Genomic DNA, 19131 nt, shown 5'->3' with positions numbered 1-19131 from the left:
GAAGGACCCGCCATGATCCGCACCGCCGCGACGCTTGCCCTTGTCTCCTTGACCCTGTCGGCCTGCGCCGCGCCGCCCACACCCACCGGCTTGCAACCGATGTCCGGTCCGGGCGTGCCGCAAACCGCTCCGGTGGTGTATTCCGTGGCCCCGCCCAATGCACCGCGTGGCCCGGCGGTAGATGCTTTCGCCAAGGCGTTTCTTGACAACATTCAGGCGGCGTCCATCGCGGACCGGCGGGAATACTGCGGCTATTTCTACATCACCCCCGAGGGGCAATTGCGCGGCACCCCGCCCCGTATCGGCACCTTTGCCACCTGCGACATGCCCGAGCCACGTCCGGGTCAGGGGATCATCGCCAGCTATCACACGCACGGCGCCTATGGCGGGGGCTATGACAACGAAGTGCCCTCGGCCATCGATCTGACGTCGGATTTCGATTATGGCATCAACGGCTATGTCTCCACCCCCGGCGGGCGGGTCTGGCTGGTGGATTTCCAGACCCTGTCGACGCGGCAGATCTGCGGTCTGGGCTGCATCACCATGGATCCGCGGTTCCAGCCCCGGGATGAGGCCGGGATCCGCATCAGCTACACCGTCCCCGACCTGCGCCGCCGCAACTCCGGCGGGCACTAGGCCTCAGTGCGCCGCCTTCGTGCCGGTGACCGACGCCAAAATAGGTGACAGCACGCGGGTCACGATGGGGATCAGCAACAGCCCCACGGCCAGCCCGATGATGCCGTCCGCCAGCGCGGTCACGGCCCAGACGCCGAAGCCGTTGCTGCCGGCGATGGACACAGCCACCCCGTGGATCAGGTCGTAGGGCGCATGCCATCCCAGATCGTGGACCCCGTGCACCAGGATCGACCCGCCCACCCAGAGCATTGCCGCCGTGCCCACGGTCGACAGGACCGTCAGCAGGTGCGGCATGCCATAGACCAGCCCCTTGCCGAGCTTGCGCCCAACCCCGGTGCGGCCATTCAAGGCCAACCATGCGCCCGCGTCGTCCATCTTCACGATCAGCCCGACCACCCCGTAGACCAGCGCGGTGATCGCCACCGCCACCACGGCCAAGGCCGCGGCCTGCAACCAGATGCTGCCGTCGGGGATTTCGTTCAGCGTGATCGTCATGATTTCCGCCGACAAGATAAAGTCGGTCTTGATCGCCCCCTTGACGCGCCGCTTTTCCAGCTGCACCGGATCGCCAACGGACATGTCCGCCTCCACATGGGCGTCCTTGTGCGGGCGCAGCACGTGATAGATTTTCTCGGCCCCCTCGAAACACAGATAAAGCCCGCCGATCATCAACAGCGGCACTAGCAACCATGGCGCGTAGTAGCGCAGCAGCATGGCCACGGGCAGCAGGATCACCAGCTTGTTGAAGAACGACGCCCGCGCGATCTTCCAGATGATCGGCAGTTCGCGTTTCGGGTCCAGCCCGGTGACATATTTTGGCGTCACCGCCGCGTCGTCGATGATCACGCCGGCGGCCTTGGTCCCCGCCTTGGTGGCCATGCCGGCGACATCGTCCAAACTCGCCGCCGCGATCCGCGTCAGGGCCGCAACATCGTCCAACAGGGCAATCAATCCGCTCATCCAGGGTCTCCGCGTCGTGGGTTTTGTCAGGTTTCGTCTGTTTGCGAACCTAGCGTGGCCCTGCGGCGCTGCAAGACCCAGCGGCCGCTGCCGTGGGCCCCGAGCACCAGCAAGCCACCTGCGATGGCCCAGTTCTTCACGAAGATCGACATCTGCCAGGGGTCGTCGGGCAGGAAATGAAACAGGCTGGTGACCGCACAATAGAGCGCTGCAGCCAAAGACACCGCCCGGACCTGCCACCCCAGCACCAGCCCGAGGCCGACCGCCCCGTTGAAGGCCAGCGCGGGCCAGATCAAAACGCTCGGCCAGCCCCGATCCGCCAGCAGGCCCATCGCCGGGGCCGGATCCACCGCCTTTTGCAACGCGCCGCCAAGAAACAGCACCGCCAGCAACAGCCGCCCGACAAACACCGCCGCATCGGCCATGTGATTCTTTCGCTCGTGGTTCATCCTCGCCCCCTGTCTGCTGCATTCAACGTTAGCGCAAACGCAGGCATGGCCCAGTCAAAGTGTTAGCGCAAACCCGTGACGCGCCCTCAGGTTTACCGCTAACATATTGAAAGATTACTGCTTTTTCCTTGGGTTCATCCGCGGCCCAGCCTATGACAGGGCAAACGAGAGATCAGAAGGAACGCCTGTAATGACCGTGACCGTAGGGATCAATGGATTTGGCCGCATTGGCCGCTGCACGCTGGCCCATATCGCCGAAGCCGCCCGCAACGACGTTCAGGTGGTCAAAATCAACGCCACCGGCCCGGTTGAGACGAACGCCCACCTGCTGCGCTACGATTCCGTGCACGGACGCTTCCCCGGCACTGTGACGGTCGAGGACGGCAAACTCGATCTTGGTCGCGGTCCCATCGCCATGATGTCCACCTATGATCCGGCCGAGTTGGATTGGGAGGGGTGCGACGTGGTCCTCGAGTGCACCGGCAAGTTCAACGACGGCCAGAAATCCGCCATTCATCTGGCGCGCGGCGCCGGCAAGGTGCTGATCTCCGCGCCGGCCACCAACGTGGACAAGACCATCGTTTACGGTGTGAACCACCGTGACTTGCGCGCAGAGCATCGTCTGGTCTCCAACGGCTCGTGCACGACCAACTGCCTTGCGCCGCTGGTCAAGGTTCTTAATGACGCGATTGGCATCGACCGCGGCCTGATGACCACGATCCACAGCTACACCGGCGATCAGCCGACGCTCGACCGTCGCCATTCCGATCTCTACCGCGCGCGGGCGGCGGCCATGGCGATGATCCCGACCTCCACCGGCGCGGCCAAGGCCCTGTCCCTCGTCCTGCCCGAGATGGCCGGCAAGCTCGACGGCACCGCCATGCGCGTGCCGACCCCCAACGTCTCCTGCGTGGACCTGACCTTTGAAGCCGCGAAAGACGTCACCGTTGACGACGTCAACGCGGTGGTCGCCGAAGCCTGCGACGGGCACATGGGGATGGTGATGTCCTATGACCCCGAGCCGAAAGTCTCGGTCGATTTCAACCACACGCCACATTCGTCGATCTTCGCCCCCGACCAGACCAAGGTCATCGGCGGTCGCACGGTGCGCGTGCTCGCGTGGTATGACAACGAATGGGGCTTTTCGGTGCGGATGGCGGATGTCGCCGCCCACATGGGCCGCCTGAACTAAGGCCAAGGCGGCGCGCGGCCTCTGCTTCTCTGGTTCAAAAATACCTAATTCCCCCCCGCCCCAAACGCAATCCCGCCCGGGCGGGGGACCGTCACCCCTATGTGCGCGCTGAAACACCGGTCACGCGCCAGCCCCCCCACACCCGCACTCGACAAGCGCGCCTGAATGGTGTGGGGTCTTTGCTATGACCACGCGGCTTGCCCTGATCCTGATCCTGCTGATTGCGGGGTTTTTCGTCCTCGACCACTACGTGCTCGGGTTGAACGCGGACGTGTTCCTTGGCAAAAAAGCTCTGGACCTGATCAATTATCTCGCGTTCTGGCGCTAAGCGCGGCCCTTGACGTCAACGAAAATCGTGCGATGTTAGCGCCAACATCTGCCCTGCCCCGCCGGTGCCCCAATCGGCGTTTCACATTCAGGAGGCTCCCATGACCGTAAAAGTAGCAATCAATGGCTTCGGCCGCATCGGCCGCAACGTGCTGCGCGCCATCATCGAATCCGGCCGCACGGACCTTGAGGTGGTGGCGATCAACGATCTTGGCCCGGTCGAGACCAACGCCCACCTGCTGCAATACGATTCCGTCCACGGGCGCTTCCCGCATGAAGTGAAGGTCAAAGGCGACACCATCGACGCAGGGCGCGGCCCGATCCAGGTGACGGCGATCAAGAACCCCGCTGACCTGCCGTGGTCGGATGTGGATATTGTCATGGAATGCACCGGGGTCTTCACCAGCAAAGAGGCCTGTCAGGCGCATCTGGAAAATGGCGCCAGCCGGGTTCTGATCTCGGCGCCGATGGCCAAGGCCACCAAGGCGGACAAGACCATCGTTTACGGCGTCAACCACGACAGCCTGACGGCCGAGGATTTGATCGTCTCGAACGCGTCGTGCACCACCAACTGTCTGGCCCCGGTGGCCAAGGTGCTGCATGACAATCTGGGCATCAAACGCGGCTTCATGACCACGGTGCACAGCTACACCGGCGACCAGCCGACGTTGGACACGATGCACAAGGATCTCTACCGCGCGCGGGCGGCCGCCATGTCGATGATCCCCACTTCGACCGGTGCCGCCAAAGCCGTGGGGCTTGTCATGCCCGAATTGGACGGTGTGCTCGACGGGGTCGCGATCCGCGTGCCGACGCCCAACGTGTCCTGTGTGGACCTCACCTTCGAGACGGACCGCGACACCACGGTTGAGGAAATCAACCAGATGATGCACGCCGCCGCCGCCTCCGGCCCGCTCAAGGGCGTTCTCGGCGTGACCGATGCGAAGCTGGTGTCGATGGACTTCAACCACGACCCGCGCTCGTCGATCTTTGCCACCGATCAGACCAAGGTGATGGATGGCAACATGTGCCGCATCCTGACGTGGTATGACAACGAATGGGGCTTCTCGAACCGGATGGGCGACACGGCCATGGCGATGGCCAAATACCTTTAACAGGGCGTTCGGCATGGGCGGCGCGCAAGCGCCGCCTGTTGCCGCTTCTGCGATGCCCCGTCACGCGCACGGGATGCACATAACCAGTCAGCCCTTGCCAAATTAGGTCTTGCCGAATTTCTCGGTCAGCGCCTCTAGCACCGGCGGTGTCACGAATTTCGTCACATCCCCGCCCAGTCGCGCAATTTCCTTGACCAGTTTGCTGGCGATCGCCTGATGTTGCGCTTCGGCCATCAGGAACACGGTCTCGATGCTGTTGTCGAGTTGCCGGTTCATCCCGACCATCTGGTATTCATATTCGAAATCCGCCACCGCCCGCAGGCCGCGCAGAATGATCGAGGCGCCGACGTCCTTGGCGCAGTCGATAAGCAGGTTCTCGAAAGGGTGAACCTCGATCACGCAGCCCGTGCGCTCGGACAGGGCGGTGCATTCCCCCTGCAGCAAGGCCACGCGTTCTTCAAGCGTGAACAACGGCCCCTTGTCGCGGTTGATCGCGACCCCGATCACCAGCCGGTCCACAAGCGAACAGGCGCGTTCGATGATGTCGAGATGGCCCAAAGTGACCGGATCGAAGGTGCCGGGGTAGAGCCCTGTGCGCATGTGCTGCCTCGTATCTGTCGTGCGCGTCACTCAACCGCAGATGCGACGGGAGGGCAACCCTAATGCGCCCTGCGCGGATATCAGCGCCCCCGGTCCGGCCGCGGGGGACTAATGGCCCATGACCATGCCTTCAAGCGCGTCCCGTTCCATCGCCAGTTCGGCCAGCCGCGCCTTGACCACATCCCCGATCGAGATCAGCCCGATCATCCGCCCGCCCTCAAGCACCGGCATATGGCGAAAGCGCCCTTCGGTCATCTGCGTGAGCACCGATTCAGAACTGTCCGATGGCGTGCAGGTCACAAGGGATGTCGTCATCAAGGCGCTGACCTTGTCGGACATGCACTCTGCCCCGCGTTTGCCCAGCTCGCGCACGATGTCGCGCTCGGACAGGATGCCCGCTGCGGTGCTGCCGTCATCGTCACTTATGACCACCGTCCCCACCCGCTTGTCCGACATGATATTGGCGGCCTCTTTCACCGAAGCATCTGACGTGAGCGTCAGCACACCGGGCGCGGCTTTGGACTTGAGGATCTGGGATACGATCATGGCACACTCCTTGTTGATACCAACAGCCTACGCTTGCAGACCCTATCCCTGTCAAGCGACCAGCGCTTCAAGGCGGGCAATCTCGGCCCGCAGACCCTGGCTGAGGCGGTCGGCAAAGCGCGTCAGACGTTCGGAGGAACGGTCCGAGGTGTGGCGCACAAGGTAGAGCGAACGGGTGAGCGAAATGCTGTCGGTGAGCACGCGTTTCAGTTCGGGCGCGAATGGCAGCGCGAAGTCGTGGACGATGCCGACCCCGGCCCCGTGGCGCAGCGCCATGGCCTGCACCGAGACGGAGTTCGACGCAAGCTGCACGCTCTGCGCGCCAAGCTCGTCGAGATAGTCCAGCTCTTTGTCGAAGATCATGTCGGGGATGTAGCCGACGATCCGCCGGTGCTGCAGATCGTCCAGCGTGCGGATCTCAGCATCGCGCGGGGCGGCAAGATGCAGATGGTAGTCGCTGATCTTCTTGACCGTCAGCCGTCCGGCCTGCGGCCGCGACACCGTGATCGCAAGATCGGCTTCGCGTTTCGACAGGTTCACCACCCGCGGCAGGGCAAGGATCTGGATCTCGAGCCCGGGGTTGTCGGCACCGATGGCGGCGCAGACCTGCGGTAAAAGGTAGTTCGACACTCCGTCCGGCGCGCCGATGCGGATCTGTCCGCTCATCCCGGCCTGATCCCCTGCGCCCGCGCCGCGCGCCTCGTCCAGCGCCAGCGAGAGCGAGGCTTCAGCCTCCGCTGCGCGGTCGCGCATCCGCTCCCCCAGATCGGTGAGCGCGTAACCCTGCGGGGACTTCACGAACAAAGCCGCGCCAAGATCCCGTTCCAGCCGGGCGATGCGGCGGCCGACGGTCGCTGCATCCATGCGCAAGCCCGGTGCGGCGCGGCTAAGGCTTTCCGCCCGCGCCACCGCCAGAAACACCCGTAAATCATCCCACTGTGCCATCGCACCCTTGCATTTTTGCAAAACAACTTTGCCATGTTTGCGGTTTTACGAACACAAACGCAAGACTATGGTCACGGCAACCTGAATGAATGGAGGACCCCATGACAACGGAACTTACCCACTACATCGGCGGCGAACACGTCAAAGGCACGTCGGGCCGGTTTGCAGATGTCTTCAACCCGGCCACGGGCGAAGTGCAGGCGAAGGTGCCGCTGGCTTCGGTGTCCGAGCTGGACCACGCGGTTGAGGTCGCTGCCGCCGCACAGCCCAAATGGGCCGCGACCAACCCCCAGCGCCGTGCGCGGGTCCTTATGGCTTTCGTCGGATTGCTCAACCGTGACATGGACAAGCTGGCCGAAGCGCTCAGCCGCGAGCACGGCAAGACCCTGCCGGACGCCAAAGGCGACGTGCAGCGCGGACTTGAGGTCGTCGAATACTGCATCGGCGCGCCAGAGCTGCTGAAAGGCGAATTCACCGACGGCGCAGGCCCCGGCATCGACATGTATTCCATGCGGCAGGCCCTTGGTGTCACCGCCGGCATCACGCCGTTCAACTTCCCCGCCATGATCCCCATGTGGATGTTCGCGCCCGCCATCGCCTGCGGCAACGCTTTCATCCTCAAACCCTCGGAGCGGGACCCGTCGGTGCCCCTGATGCTCGCCGAATTGCTGGAAGAAGCGGGCCTGCCCAAAGGCATCCTGCAGGTCGTCAACGGCGACAAGGAAGCCGTGGACGCCATCCTTGATAACGAGACGATCCAGTCCGTGGGCTTCGTCGGCTCCACCCCGATCGCGGAATATATCTACGGTCGCGGCTGCTCGAACGGCAAACGCGTGCAGTGTTTCGGCGGTGCGAAAAACCACATGATCATCATGCCTGACGCCGATATGGACCAAGCCGCCGATGCGCTGGTGGGCGCGGGCTATGGCGCCGCCGGTGAGCGCTGCATGGCGATTTCCGTCGCCGTTCCCGTTGGGGACGAGACCGCCGACCGGCTGATTGAGAAGCTGGTGCCGCGGATCGAAAAGCTGCGCGTCGGCCCCTATACCTCGGGCGATGATGTGGACTACGGCCCCGTCGTTACCGCCGCGGCGAAGAAGAACATCGAAGGTCTTGTGCAGTCGGGCATCGATCAGGGGGCCGATCTGGTCGTCGACGGGCGTGACTTCAGTCTGCAGGGCTATGAAGAGGGGTTCTTCGTCGGCCCGCACCTGTTCGACAACGTCACCCCCGAGATGGACATCTACAAGCAGGAAATCTTCGGCCCTGTCCTGAGCACTGTGCGCGCAGGCTCTTACGAAGAGGCATTGAAGCTTGCGATGGACCACGAGATGGGCAACGGCACCGCGATCTTCACCCGCGACGGGGATGCGGCGCGCGACTTTGCCGCCCGTGTCAACGTGGGCATGATCGGGATCAACGTGCCGATCCCCGTGCCGCTGGCCTATCACACCTTCGGTGGCTGGAAGAAATCCGCCTTTGGCGACCTCAACCAGCACGGGCCGGATGCGTTCAAGTTCTACACCCGCACCAAGACGGTCACCTCGCGCTGGCCCTCGGGCATCAAGGACGGTGGAGAGTTCAACTTCAAAGCGATGGACTGACATAGACCATTGACGCCGCAGGCAAAATCAGGCCCCATTCAAGCCAGTCTTGAATGGGGTTTTTGCATGCCGATCGCCTATAAGATCCTGAAAGGGTCCACGCTGTGCTACGTGCGCTATTGGGGGCACATCACCCTGCAGGAGAATATCGACGTGGCACAGCGCTGCACGAGCGAGCCTGACTTCCGCCACGGCATGCCCCATCTGTTCGATTTCCGCGAGGTGACGGGGTATGAGCGCGATCTGGTGAAGATGTTCGCGATGCAGGCAAGGATCGCGGAACTCTACCCCGAGGATCGCGGCGAACAGCTTGTCATTTTCTGTGCCCCTCCGGGAGTTGCGACCGAGATGGTGGAACTGGCGCGCAAATCCTGGGAGAGCTCGACCGCCATCCTCATCCGCAGCGCCCAAAACTGGGATCAGGCCTGCGACATCGCGGGCGTCGCCCAATCGGAGCTTATGACGCTGTCTTGACGGGTTTTCACGTCCCGGTGAAACTTATCTGTGCGGGATTGCGTGACTTCGGGTCTCTGCTGACACTGTCAGCCCATCGCACCTGAAAGGACATCCCATGACCTCCACCCGTCGCACCTTCCTGCGCACCGCCGCCGCCGGCCTTGCCGCCCTGCCCGCCTTGGCCACCACCGCACGTGCCCAGACCACCCACACCGTGCGCATCCGCAACATGGCCTTCGACCCCGCGGACCTGACGATCAACGCGGGCGATACCGTCACCTGGATCAACGAGGACCGGATGCGCCATTCCGCATGGGAGGATACCGGCAACGCCTTTGACACCGGCCTGCTCTCCCCCGGCGACAGCGCCAGCCTGACCTTCGGCGGTCCGGGCCGCTTTTCCTATCGTTGTCGCCCCCATGCCTCCATGCGCGGCACGATCACCGTGGTCTGAATCCGCCCATTGACGCAAGCGTGACGCCGCCCCCCTTGATCGGGGGGCTGATCCGTGTGAAACCCCTGTTTTATTGGATCATACGGATGGAGATCTCCATGCAGACCAAACGCACATTCCTTCTTGGCGCAGCAGCCACGCTTGCGGCCCCTGCGCTGGTGCGCGCGCAGACCGGCCCGGCCCCGGAACGCAATGCCTCAAGCTTCGTGGTGCAGGATTGGCGCGACCATTTCGAGACGCTGGGCAATGGCGCGATCCTTGCCGACATCACCTCGCGCGCGCTGCATTTCTGGAAGCCCGACGGGTCCTACCGTCTGTTCCCCTCCTCGGTGCCTTTGTCCGAAGAATTGACCCGTCGCGGCTACAGCCGGATCGTGCGCAAGAAGGTGGCCCCCTCGTGGACGCCCACCGCCAGCATGCGGGAGCGTGACCCCTCGCTGCCGCTGCGGATGGAAGGCGGACCGGGCAACCCGCTGGGCACCCATGCGCTCTACCTCGATTGGCCCGCCTATCTGATCCACGGCACCCATGACACGCGCAAGATCGGGCGGCAAAGCTCGTCCGGTTGCATCGGGCTTTACAACGAACACATCGAAAGCCTTTACGGACAGGTCGAGATCGGCACGCAGGTGCGTCTGCTCTGATCGCCGCCGACGCCGCCCTTGGGCCACGCTTTTTCTGGACCCTGTCGCAGCGATGCGGCAGGGTTCTTTCATGGATGAGCCTGATTTCACCATCGGCGTCGAAGAGGAATACCTTCTCGTCGACAAACAGACCCGCGCGCTGGCAGTGGTGCCCGACGCGATGATGAAGGAATGCGAAGCCGCCCTTGGCGGTCAGGTCAGCCCGGAATTTCTGCAATGCCAGATCGAGGTGGGCACCGGCATCTGTCGCACCGCCGGCGAAGCCTTTGACGATCTTGCGCACCTGCGGCGCACCATCCGCGACTGCGCGGCGTCCTTCGGGCTGACGCCCATCGCCGCGTCCTGCCACCCTTGGGCGGACTGGAAAAAGCAGCACCACACCGACAAGCAACGCTACAACCAGCTGCGGCGCGATTTGGGCGGCGTGGGGCGGCGGATGCTGATTTGCGGGATGCACGTGCATGTGGGGCTGAATGACGACGCCCTGCGCGCCGATCTCATGGGGCAGTTGAGCTACTTCCTGCCGCATCTGTTGGCGCTTTCCGTGTCCTCACCCTTCTGGCAGGGCGAGGATACGGGCCTTGCCTCCTACCGCATTTCGATCTTCGACAACCTGCCGCGCACCGGCCTGCCGCCACTGCTGGACAGTTGGGACGCCTACGAACGCTCCGTCACCGCTCTGGTCGACCTCGGCGTGATCGAGGATGCCTCGAAAATCTGGTGGGACCTGCGCCCCTCGGCCGCCTTCCCCACGCTCGAGACCCGCATCTGCGACGTGCCCCCGCGTCTGAGCCACACCATCGGGCTGGCGGCGCTGGTGCAATGCCTGTGCCGGATGCTCTGGCGGCTGCGGGTGAAGAACCAGCGGTGGCGGCGCTATGATGCCGTGCTGGTGCGCGAAAACCGCTGGCGGGCGCAACGCTATGGCACGGGCAAGGGGCTGATCGACTTCGGCCGGGGCGAGATTGTGCCCTTCGCGGACCTGTTCGACGAGCTGTTGGAGCTGGTGGCCGAGGATGCAGGCGTGCTGCAGGCGGTGCAGGCGCTGGACGGGTTGCGGCCTATCCTCACCGAAGGGACCAGCAGCGACCGCCAGCGCGCCGTCTATGCCGCAACCGAGGGATCGAACGGCGACAAGATGAACGCGGTGATCGACCATTTGATCGACGAGTTCAGCCGGGATTTGTGAGCGCCCTGAACCGAATACCGGTTTGCAACGCCCGCGGGCGGGACTAGACTGCGCCCATGGCAAACGTCGAAGGACCGCCCCCCGTATGAGCGATATCACCATCCGGACCGAAGGCCGCGCGGGCCGGATCACGCTGAACCGCCCAAAGGCGCTGAACGCATTGACCCACGGGATGTGCAACACGATCGAGCACGCGCTGGACCGTTGGCGCGACGATCCAGAGGTGGCCCTCATCGTGATCGACGGCGCAGGTGACAAGGCGTTCTGCGCCGGTGGCGATATCCAGAAGCTCTATGACGCCGGTCGCGCGGGCGATTTCGACTACGCGCGGCAGTTTTGGCGCGACGAATACCGCATGAACGCCAAGCTGGCCAATTTCCCCAAACCGATCGTCGCTTTCCTGCACGGCTTTACCATGGGCGGCGGTGTGGGCGTCGGCTGTCATGGCTCGCACCGGGTGGTCTGCGCTGACAGCCAGATCGCCATGCCTGAAGTGTCCATCGGGCTTGTCCCCGACGTGGGTGGCTCCCTCTTGCTGGCCCGCGCGCCGGGGCGGATCGGCGAATATATCGGGTTGACGGCAGACCGCATGGACGCGGCGGATGCGATTTATGCGGGGTTTGCAGACCATTACATCCCGCGCGACGATTGGCCCGCGCTGATCGACACTCTGTGTCGCACCGGGGACGCCGGACAAATCGAAGAGTTCGCGCAGACCCCGCCCCGCGCGCGTCTTGCCGACTGGCAGGCCGACATCGACACGCTGTTCGCGGGCGAGAGCTTCGGCGACATCTGCCGCACCCTCGACCAACAGACCAAGACCTCCCCCGCGCACGCCCAAGCGGATAAGCTGATGCCGCGGCACAGCCCGCTGTCGCAATGGGCCACCGTCGCGTTGATCCACGCCGCACGCGCCGCTGATACCGTTGAGGCCGCCCTCACCCACGAGTTCCGCTTCACCTCGCGCGCGATGGAGCACGGCGACTTCCTCGAAGGGGTGCGCGCCGCCATCATCGACCGCGACCGCAGTCCCACTTGGCAACACGCAAGCTGGCAAGACGTGACCGAGGCGCTGCTCGCCCGCATGTCCGCGCCGGTCACGCCGCCTCTGGACCTCATTTCAAAAGCAAAAGGACTTCATGCATGAAAATTGCATTCATCGGACTCGGAAACATGGGGGCGCCCATGGCGCGGTGCCTGATCGCCGCGGGCCATGAGGTTGTGGGGTTCGATCCCGCCACCACCCCCGACGATATCCCCTGCGCCGACAGCGCGGCGCAGGCGGTGACAAGCGCCGAGGTGGCGATCACCATGCTGCCCAACGGCGACATATTGCGCGCAGTTGCGGACGAGATTCACCCCGCGATGGACCGCGGCGCGCTGCATCTGGACTGCTCGACCGTGGACGTGCAATCGGCGCGGGACGTAGCGGAAGCCGCTGAAAAGGCAGGGCTTATGGCAGTCGACGCGCCGGTGTCCGGCGGCATCGGCGGGGCGACAAACGGCACGCTCACCTTCATGGCCGGCGGCACGCAAGACGCCTTTACCAAGGTCGCGCCACTGTTCGACATCATGGGCCAGAAGGCCGTCCATTGCGGGGACTCCGGCGCCGGTCAGGCCGCGAAAATCTGCAACAACATGATTCTGGGTGCGACGATGATCGCCACCTGCGAAGCCTTCGCGCTGGCCGACCGACTGGGACTGGAGCGGCAGAAGATGTTCGACGTGGTCAGCACCTCGTCCGGCTATTCATGGTCGATGAACGCCTATTGCCCGGCGCCGGGCGTCGGCCCCGAGAGTCCGGCCGACAACAACTATGCGCCCGGGTTCGCCGCCGCCCTGATGCTCAAAGACCTCAAGCTGAGCCAACAGGCCGCGCAAGCTGTCGGCGCAAATACGCCCATGGGGGCGCAAGCTATGGAAATCTATAATGAATTTGTTGAAACATACGGCAAAGGCGGCCTTGATTTCTCCGCAATTCTGCCACATTTGGCAACCGAGGGGGGAACCGGCGCGGCCTGATCCCGTTATACTTCCGAAGTCACACTGACCGGAGGAAGTACAATGAAAACCACTGCGTTTCTCGCTGCCCTAACGGTCGCACTGACACCTGCGGCCATGGCAAACCCCAACGACGGCAACATCGGAGGGGCCAAGTTCATCACCGTGCAAAGCACCGACACCCGCGCCCCCGTGGCCCAGGAGCCGCCGCTTGCCGGCCTCGACCCGGCCCTGTCCTACTTCATCTATGACGGGCTGGTGTATGAGGTTGACGCGGAATCCGCCGAAATCCTCGCCCTTGTCGGCAATATCGACGAGTTCACCAACTGACCATCGCGAACCGTCACAACCAAACGCGAAAGCGGCCCCGTAGGGCCGCTTTTTGTTTCTGACGCGGGCCTATTCCGCCGCGAGATCTGTCTTTTGCAACATGGGCTTGAGGTAGCGACCGGTGTAAGACGCCTCTACTTCGGCCACCTGTTCCGGCGTGCCCACGGCAACCACCGTGCCGCCCTTGTCGCCCCCTTCGGGGCCGATGTCGATCACATGGTCGGCGGTCTTCACTACATCCAGATTGTGCTCGATCACCACCACCGTGTTCCCGCTGTCAACCAATTCATGCAGCACTTCCAATAGTTTGCGCACATCTTCGAAGTGCAGACCCGTGGTCGGCTCATCCAGAATATAAAGCGTGCGGCCCGTGGATTGCTTGGCGAGCTCCTTGGAGAGTTTCACGCGCTGCGCCTCGCCGCCCGAAAGCGTCGTCGCCTGTTGGCCGACTTTGATATAGCCCAGCCCGACCCGCATCAGCGCATCCATCTTGGTGCGGATCGAGGGCACCGCTTTGAAGAACTCCTGCGCCTCTTCCACGGTCATGTCGAGCACGTCGGCAATGCTCTTGCCCTTGAACTTGATCTCCAGCGTTTCGCGGTTGTAGCGCTGGCCTTTGCAGGTCTCGCATTCCACGTAAACGTCGGGCAGGAAGTGCATCTCGATCTTGATGACCCCGTCGCCCTGACAGGCTTCGCAACGGCCGCCCTTGACGTTGAAGCTGAAGCGACCGGGTTTGTAGCCCCGCGCCTTCGCTTCCGGCAGACCGGCGAACCAGTCGCGGATCGGGGTGAACGCTCCGGTGTAAGTGGCTGGATTCGAACGCGGAGTCCGGCCGATGGGCCGCTGGTCGATGTCGATCACCTTGTCGAGGTGCTCCAGCCCCTTGATCGTTTCGCAGGGGGCGGGCGTTTGCCGCGCGCCGTTCAACGCCATTGAAGCGGTCTTGAACAGGGTCTCGATCGTCAGGGTGGATTTGCCGCCGCCAGAGACGCCGGTGACGCAGACGAATTTCGCCAGAGGGAAATCAACCGTGATCGCTTGCAGGTTGTTTCCGCTGGCTTTTTTCACGGTGACCTTCTTCTTATTACCCTTGCGGCGTTTGGCGGGCACGGCAATCTCGCGCCGACCGGCCAGATAGTCGCCGGTGATGCTGTCGGGGTTGGCCATAATCTCGGCCGGCGTGCCCTTGGCGACGACGCTGCCGCCGTGCACACCGGCCCCCGGCCCGATGTCGAAGACGTAATCCGCTTCGCGCACGGCTTCTTCGTCATGTTCGACCACGATCACCGTATTGCCCTGATCGCGCAGGTTTTTCAGCGTGGTCAGCAAGCGGTCATTGTCGCGCTGGTGCAACCCGATGCTGGGCTCGTCCAACACATAGAGCACGCCCTGAAGACCCGACCCAATCTGGCTGGCCAGCCGGATGCGCTGGCTTTCCCCCCCCGACAGTGTGCCCGCGTTGCGGCTTAGCGTGAGATACTCCAGCCCGACGTTGTTGAGAAAACCCAGACGCTCGCGAATCTCCTTCAGGATCGCGGTGGCAATAGCGTTTTTCTGCGTGGTGAGCGCTTCGGGCACCGAAAGGCACCAGTCGTGCGCTTCCTTGATCGACATTTGCACCACCTGCCCGATGTGCAACCCGCCGATCTTGACGGCCAAAGCCTCTTCCCGCAGGCGATAGCCGCCGCAGGTGCCGCAGTGGCGGTTGTTCTGGTAGCGTTCGAATTCCTCGCGAATCCAGTTGCTGTCGGTCTCGCGGTAGCGGCGTTCCATGTTGGGAATCACCCCTTCGAAGGCGCGCTTCACCTCATAGACGCGGCCACCTTCGTCGTAGCGGAACTTGATCTCTTCCTTGCCGGAGCCGCGCAGAAACACCTGCTGCACCTTCGGATCAAGGTCTTTCCAGCGGGCATTCTTGTCGAACCCGTAATGCTTGGCGATGGCTTCGATGGTCTGTAGGAAATAGGGTGATTTGCCTTTGCGCCACGGGGCCAGCGCGCCGTCATAGATCTTCAGCGTCTGGTCCGGGACGACCAGCGCTTCATCGAAGAACAGCTCGACCCCCAGACCGTCACAGGCCGGACAGGCGCCGAAGGGCGCGTTGAACGAGAACAGGCGCGGCTCGATCTCGGGGATGGTGAAGCCACTGACAGGGCAGGAGAAATTCTCCGAAAAGGTAATCCGCTCCGGCTCACCCTCTTTCGGGGCGGTCTCGAGGATGGTGATACCATCGGCAAGGTCCAGCGCAGTGCGGAAACTGTCGGCAAGCCGTGTTTCCAGCCCGTCGCGCACGACGATCCGGTCGACCACAACGTCGATGTCATGACGGAATTTCTTGTCGAGCGTGGGCGGCTCATCAAGCTCGTAGAACTCACCGTCCACCTTCACGCGCTGGAAGCCCTGCTTGCGCAACTCCAGAAATTCCTTGCGATACTCGCCCTTGCGGTCGCGCACGATGGGGGCCAGCAAATAGCCGCGCGTGCCCTCTTCCATCGCCATGACGCGGTCGACCATGTCCTGCACCTGCTGCGCTTCGATGGGCTGGCCGGTGGCGGGCGAATAGGGCGTGCCGACGCGGGCGAAAAGCAGCCGCAGATAATCGTAAATCTCGGTCACGGTGCCGACGGTCGAGCGGGGGTTCTTCGACGTGGTCTTCTGCTCGATCGAGATCGCGGGCGACAGACCCGAGATGTGATCGACGTCAGGTTTGCCCATCATATCAAGGAATTGGCGGGCATAGGCGCTCAAACTCTCGACGTAGCGGCGCTGCCCTTCGGCGTAGATCGTGTCAAACGCCAGCGACGACTTGCCCGAGCCGGACAGCCCGGTGATCACCACCAGCTGGTCGCGTGGAATATCCACGTCGATGTTCTTGAGGTTATGCTCGCGCGCGCCGCGCACTTCGATGTTTTTCAGCTCAGCCATGAGGCCCCCAGTCTATACCAGTCCACCACATAGGCAGGCTACGCGGCAAAACCACCCCCGATATAGAACATTAACGGAACATTGGGAAGAATTAACCCAACGGCGTCGAGACGCGGGCGCGGTGGTAGGTGTAGCCCGCGAAAATCACCCCCGAAAGGCAGATCGCAACGCTCAGTCCGACAAGGCCCCAGAGCGATCCGGCCACCAGTGCAAAAAGCGGCGTCCCCGAGAAGGTGCCCAGATTGCCGACCTGCGCCATCGCCCCGTTGGCGCGGGCCTGATCCTGCGGGCGGGCGTTCAGTTCCGGCACCGCAGCGAAGTTCGCCCCCGCGGTGATGCCCGTCGCGACCATGGCCAGCAGCGCCAACGCCGCAGAGCCCGTCACGGCCAGAAGCGCAAAGCACACCGCCGCCACGGCAAAGCCGAAAATCGACAGGTGCGAGGCTGCGACCCGTCGGGCGATAAAGCCGCTTGCGAAGGTGCCCGAAAGGTTGGCGAGCGGCATCATCGCCGTCAGCCACATGGCGTCCAGCACCGGCGGCAGAAAGGCCACGAGCGCGATGAACAGGGTGGTGTAGATACCGTGCCCCAGACCGGGGGCGAAATAGCGCGGGTGGGAATAGAGCGTTCGGTGCAGCGAGATCATATCGGGGATCTTCGACGCCCCCGCCATGACCCGCGGCAGCACCCACCACAGCACCGGAAACAGCGCTGCCAGAAGCAATCCGTGCCCGACATAAACCGCGCGGATGCCGCCCCAAGCCTCGACTGGCGGCACGACGACCGCAAGCACAGCATAGCCCACGCCAAAGAAGGTGCCCCAAAGCCCCATGACGACGCTTTTGTCGTTCGGGGCGGCCAGTGCCACCATCATCGTCGGCAGCGCCACCACGAGCAACAGATGCCCGAACCCTTCCAGAATACGCGTGGTCATGAAGGCCCAGAAGGGCATGGCGACCCCCTGCCCCAGCGCCAGCACGGCCGAGGTCGCCACCGCCCAGAGCACCGCCTTGCGCGCGCCGATGCGGGCCACGAGGTAACCGGCCACCGCGCCGCCGATGATACCGATGATCGACACGCCCGACACAGCTAGGGCCACGGGCGCACCGTCATAGAGCGTCTGCATCGGACCGATGGTCAGTGTCAGCTTGGCAAACTGCGCGGCGGCCAGAAGACCGGTGCTCCAGAGCAACAGGATCAGCGGCCAGGGCGTCGGGGCGTGGGGGGAAGTGTCTTGCATATCAGATGGCTACGCCGCTGGCGCGCGCGGGGCAATGCAAAAGGGGCGCCATGGCGGCACCCCTTCGTCTTGCGCCCGACCGTCGCGCCTAGATGTGGATCACGCGGTCGTAGGCGTCGAGCACGGATTCGTGCATCATTTCCGACAGGGTCGGATGCGGGAAGACCGTCTCGAACAGGTCCTCCTCCGTGGTTTCGAGCTTGCGGCCGATCACATAGCCCTGAATAAGCTCGGTGACTTCCGCGCCGACCATATGCGCGCCCAGAAGCTCGCCTGTCTTGGCGTCGAAGATCGTCTTGACCAGCCCCTCGGGCTCACCCAGAGCGATCGCCTTACCGTTGCCGATGAAGGGGAAACGACCGACCTTGATGTCATAGCCCAGCTGTTTCGCCTTGGCCTCGGTATAGCCGACGCTGGCTACCTGCGGATGGCAATAGGTGCAGCCGGCGATGCTTTCGGGCTTCACCGGATGGGCCGGTTTGCCGGCGATCAGGTCCGCGACCATGACGCCCTCGTGGCTGGCCTTGTGCGCCAACCAGGGCGCGCCGGCGATGTCGCCGATGGCATAGAGCCCCTCGACCCCGGTGCGGCAGTATTCATCGGTTACAACATGGGTGCGGTCGATCTTGACGCCCGCCTCTTCCAGCCCGAGCCCTTCGGTGTTGCCAACGATGCCCACAGCAGAGATCACCGTGTCGAACTCGTGTTGCTCCACCTTGCCGCCGGTCTCGATATGCGCGGTGACCTTGCCCTTGCCGCGGTCGAGCTTCTTGACCATGGCCTTTTCCATGATCGTCATGCCCTGTTTCACGAACTGCTTCTTGGCGAACTTGGAGATTTCCGCGTCTTCGACGGGCAGCACCCGGTCCATCACCTCAACCACGGTCGTGTCCGCGCCAAGGGTGTTGTAAAAGCTCGCAAATTCTATGCCGATGGCCCCCGAGCCGATCACCAGCAACTTCTTGGGCATCCGCACCGGGTCCAGCGCGGCCTTGTAGGTCCAGACCAGATCGCCGTCCGCCTCCAGCCCCGGCAGCTCGCGGGCGCGGGCGCCGGTGGCGATGACGATGTTCTTGGCCGAAAGCTCCTCGGTGCCCTTGTCGGTCTTGACGCTGACCTTGCCCTTGCCCGACAGCGTCGCTTCGCCCATCACCACGGTGCATTTGTTCTTCTTGAGAAGGTGACCGATGCCACCGGACAATTGGCCCGCCACCCCGCGCGAGCGCTTGACGACCGCGGGCAGGTCATAATCCACGCCGTCCGCCTTCAGGCCGAAATCCTTGGCCCGGTGCATCAGGTGGAACACCTCGGCCGAACGCAGCAGCGCCTTGGTGGGGATACATCCCCAGTTGAGACAGATGCCGCCCAGATGTTCCCGCTCGACCACGCAGACCTTCAGGCCCAGCTGTGCGCCCCGAATGGCGGCCACATAGCCGCCCGGTCCCGCACCGATCACGATCATATCAAAGTTCTGAGCTGTATCCTGGGCCACGCTGCGCGTCCTCCTCATCCGAA

General features: G+C 63.5%; 20 protein-coding genes. 12 read left to right on the top strand and 8 right to left on the bottom strand.

Annotated elements, in window-relative coordinates:
- Positions 1-12 precede the first annotated feature (12 nt).
- Positions 13-636, top strand: coding sequence for a DUF4329 domain-containing protein (locus tag DC363_RS02075; protein ID WP_158270820.1), 624 nt, complete (start codon positions 13-15; stop codon positions 634-636).
- A gap of 3 nt (positions 637-639) precedes the next feature.
- Here DC363_RS02075 and DC363_RS02070 read toward each other — a convergent pair whose 3' ends face one another.
- Positions 640-1596, bottom strand: a complete 957-nt coding sequence (locus tag DC363_RS02070; RefSeq protein ID WP_108639451.1) for a DUF808 domain-containing protein — start codon at positions 1594-1596, stop codon at positions 640-642.
- Positions 1597-1622: 26 nt separating this feature from the next.
- A complete protein-coding gene (locus DC363_RS02065; RefSeq protein WP_241962894.1) occupies positions 1623-2045 on the bottom strand; it encodes a DoxX family protein in 423 nt (140 codons plus the stop codon).
- Between the two features lie 190 nt (positions 2046-2235).
- Here DC363_RS02065 and gap (DC363_RS02060) point away from each other — a divergent pair, with 190 nt between their 5' ends.
- The 3 genes from gap (DC363_RS02060) to gap (DC363_RS02055) all read left to right on the top strand — a co-directional run bounded on the left by gap (DC363_RS02060) (position 2236) and on the right by gap (DC363_RS02055) (position 4679).
- A complete protein-coding gene (gene gap, locus DC363_RS02060; protein ID WP_108639449.1) occupies positions 2236-3237 on the top strand; it encodes a type I glyceraldehyde-3-phosphate dehydrogenase in 1002 nt (333 codons plus the stop codon).
- A gap of 184 nt (positions 3238-3421) precedes the next feature.
- Entirely contained in the window at positions 3422-3565 is a 144-nt protein-coding gene (locus DC363_RS16930; protein ID WP_196778357.1) for a hypothetical protein, read from the top strand.
- 100 nt (positions 3566-3665) lie between these two features.
- Complete coding sequence (gap, locus tag DC363_RS02055) at positions 3666-4679, top strand: type I glyceraldehyde-3-phosphate dehydrogenase (RefSeq protein WP_108639448.1); 1014 nt, start codon at positions 3666-3668, stop codon at positions 4677-4679.
- A 102-nt stretch (positions 4680-4781) separates the two neighbouring features.
- Here gap (DC363_RS02055) and coaD read toward each other — a convergent pair whose 3' ends face one another.
- The 3 genes from coaD to DC363_RS02040 form a co-directional block, all read right to left on the bottom strand.
- Positions 4782-5279, bottom strand: coding sequence for a pantetheine-phosphate adenylyltransferase (gene coaD, locus DC363_RS02050; protein WP_108639447.1), 498 nt, complete (start codon positions 5277-5279; stop codon positions 4782-4784).
- Between the two features lie 108 nt (positions 5280-5387).
- Positions 5388-5825 (bottom strand): CBS domain-containing protein, encoded by a 438-nt coding sequence (locus tag DC363_RS02045; RefSeq protein WP_108639446.1) that lies wholly within the window; start codon positions 5823-5825, stop codon positions 5388-5390.
- A 51-nt stretch (positions 5826-5876) separates the two neighbouring features.
- Entirely contained in the window at positions 5877-6770 is an 894-nt protein-coding gene (locus tag DC363_RS02040) for a LysR family transcriptional regulator (RefSeq protein WP_108639445.1), read from the bottom strand.
- Positions 6771-6871: 101 nt separating this feature from the next.
- Between DC363_RS02040 and DC363_RS02035 the strand changes: the two genes are divergently transcribed.
- The 8 genes from DC363_RS02035 (at position 6872) to DC363_RS02000 (ending at position 13448) form a co-directional block, all read left to right on the top strand.
- Positions 6872-8374 (top strand): CoA-acylating methylmalonate-semialdehyde dehydrogenase, encoded by a 1503-nt coding sequence (locus tag DC363_RS02035; RefSeq protein WP_108639541.1) that lies wholly within the window; start codon positions 6872-6874, stop codon positions 8372-8374.
- 66 nt (positions 8375-8440) lie between these two features.
- A complete protein-coding gene (locus DC363_RS02030; RefSeq protein WP_108639444.1) occupies positions 8441-8848 on the top strand; it encodes a hypothetical protein in 408 nt (135 codons plus the stop codon).
- Between the two features lie 97 nt (positions 8849-8945).
- On the top strand, positions 8946-9284 hold the full coding sequence (locus DC363_RS02025; protein ID WP_108639443.1) for a cupredoxin domain-containing protein: 339 nt from the start codon (positions 8946-8948) through the stop codon (positions 9282-9284).
- A gap of 86 nt (positions 9285-9370) precedes the next feature.
- Entirely contained in the window at positions 9371-9928 is a 558-nt protein-coding gene (locus DC363_RS02020; protein ID WP_108639540.1) for a L,D-transpeptidase, read from the top strand.
- A gap of 70 nt (positions 9929-9998) precedes the next feature.
- Positions 9999-11117: a carboxylate-amine ligase gene (locus DC363_RS02015; protein ID WP_108639442.1), complete on the top strand. Its 1119-nt coding sequence runs from the start codon at positions 9999-10001 to the stop codon at positions 11115-11117.
- A gap of 85 nt (positions 11118-11202) precedes the next feature.
- A complete protein-coding gene (locus DC363_RS02010; RefSeq protein WP_108639441.1) occupies positions 11203-12264 on the top strand; it encodes an enoyl-CoA hydratase/isomerase family protein in 1062 nt (353 codons plus the stop codon).
- Positions 12261-13139: a 3-hydroxyisobutyrate dehydrogenase gene (gene mmsB, locus DC363_RS02005; RefSeq protein ID WP_108639440.1), complete on the top strand. Its 879-nt coding sequence runs from the start codon at positions 12261-12263 to the stop codon at positions 13137-13139. Before DC363_RS02010 ends, mmsB begins: the two co-directional genes overlap by 4 nt.
- 42 nt (positions 13140-13181) lie before the next feature.
- Entirely contained in the window at positions 13182-13448 is a 267-nt protein-coding gene (locus tag DC363_RS02000) for a hypothetical protein (RefSeq protein ID WP_108639439.1), read from the top strand.
- Positions 13449-13517: 69 nt separating this feature from the next.
- Here the strand turns inward: DC363_RS02000 and uvrA are convergent, their stop codons facing one another.
- From uvrA to lpdA, 3 genes are all read right to left on the bottom strand, one after another.
- Entirely contained in the window at positions 13518-16376 is a 2859-nt protein-coding gene (gene uvrA / locus DC363_RS01995) for an excinuclease ABC subunit UvrA (protein WP_108639438.1), read from the bottom strand.
- Between the two features lie 91 nt (positions 16377-16467).
- The gene (locus DC363_RS01990) at positions 16468-17616 is read right to left on the bottom strand and encodes an MFS transporter (RefSeq protein ID WP_108639437.1); all 1149 of its coding nucleotides are present in this window, start codon (positions 17614-17616) and stop codon (positions 16468-16470) included.
- A gap of 88 nt (positions 17617-17704) precedes the next feature.
- Positions 17705-19126: a dihydrolipoyl dehydrogenase gene (gene lpdA, locus DC363_RS01985; RefSeq protein ID WP_108639436.1), complete on the bottom strand. Its 1422-nt coding sequence runs from the start codon at positions 19124-19126 to the stop codon at positions 17705-17707.
- Positions 19127-19131 lie beyond the last annotated feature (5 nt).

The organism is Thalassorhabdomicrobium marinisediminis, from assembly GCF_003072065.1.
Taxonomy (GTDB): Bacteria; Pseudomonadota; Alphaproteobacteria; order Rhodobacterales; family Rhodobacteraceae; genus Octadecabacter; species Octadecabacter marinisediminis.
This window is presented reverse-complemented; position numbering and strand designations above follow the sequence as displayed.

Coding starts and splice junctions, on each gene's coding strand:
- DC363_RS02075 (WP_158270820.1), top strand. CDS start 13: ATGATCCGCACCGCCGCGACGCTTGCCCTTGTCTCCTTGACCCTGTCG.
- DC363_RS02070 (WP_108639451.1), bottom strand. CDS start 1,596: ATGAGCGGATTGATTGCCCTGTTGGACGATGTTGCGGCCCTGACGCGG.
- DC363_RS02065 (WP_241962894.1), bottom strand. CDS start 2,045: ATGAACCACGAGCGAAAGAATCACATGGCCGATGCGGCGGTGTTTGTC.
- gap (WP_108639449.1), top strand. CDS start 2,236: ATGACCGTGACCGTAGGGATCAATGGATTTGGCCGCATTGGCCGCTGC.
- DC363_RS16930 (WP_196778357.1), top strand. CDS start 3,422: ATGACCACGCGGCTTGCCCTGATCCTGATCCTGCTGATTGCGGGGTTT.
- gap (WP_108639448.1), top strand. CDS start 3,666: ATGACCGTAAAAGTAGCAATCAATGGCTTCGGCCGCATCGGCCGCAAC.
- coaD (WP_108639447.1), bottom strand. CDS start 5,279: ATGCGCACAGGGCTCTACCCCGGCACCTTCGATCCGGTCACTTTGGGC.
- DC363_RS02045 (WP_108639446.1), bottom strand. CDS start 5,825: ATGATCGTATCCCAGATCCTCAAGTCCAAAGCCGCGCCCGGTGTGCTG.
- DC363_RS02040 (WP_108639445.1), bottom strand. CDS start 6,770: ATGGCACAGTGGGATGATTTACGGGTGTTTCTGGCGGTGGCGCGGGCG.
- DC363_RS02035 (WP_108639541.1), top strand. CDS start 6,872: ATGACAACGGAACTTACCCACTACATCGGCGGCGAACACGTCAAAGGC.
- DC363_RS02030 (WP_108639444.1), top strand. CDS start 8,441: ATGCCGATCGCCTATAAGATCCTGAAAGGGTCCACGCTGTGCTACGTG.
- DC363_RS02025 (WP_108639443.1), top strand. CDS start 8,946: ATGACCTCCACCCGTCGCACCTTCCTGCGCACCGCCGCCGCCGGCCTT.
- DC363_RS02020 (WP_108639540.1), top strand. CDS start 9,371: ATGGAGATCTCCATGCAGACCAAACGCACATTCCTTCTTGGCGCAGCA.
- DC363_RS02015 (WP_108639442.1), top strand. CDS start 9,999: ATGGATGAGCCTGATTTCACCATCGGCGTCGAAGAGGAATACCTTCTC.
- DC363_RS02010 (WP_108639441.1), top strand. CDS start 11,203: ATGAGCGATATCACCATCCGGACCGAAGGCCGCGCGGGCCGGATCACG.
- mmsB (WP_108639440.1), top strand. CDS start 12,261: ATGAAAATTGCATTCATCGGACTCGGAAACATGGGGGCGCCCATGGCG.
- DC363_RS02000 (WP_108639439.1), top strand. CDS start 13,182: ATGAAAACCACTGCGTTTCTCGCTGCCCTAACGGTCGCACTGACACCT.
- uvrA (WP_108639438.1), bottom strand. CDS start 16,376: ATGGCTGAGCTGAAAAACATCGAAGTGCGCGGCGCGCGCGAGCATAAC.
- DC363_RS01990 (WP_108639437.1), bottom strand. CDS start 17,616: ATGCAAGACACTTCCCCCCACGCCCCGACGCCCTGGCCGCTGATCCTG.
- lpdA (WP_108639436.1), bottom strand. CDS start 19,126: ATGAGGAGGACGCGCAGCGTGGCCCAGGATACAGCTCAGAACTTTGAT.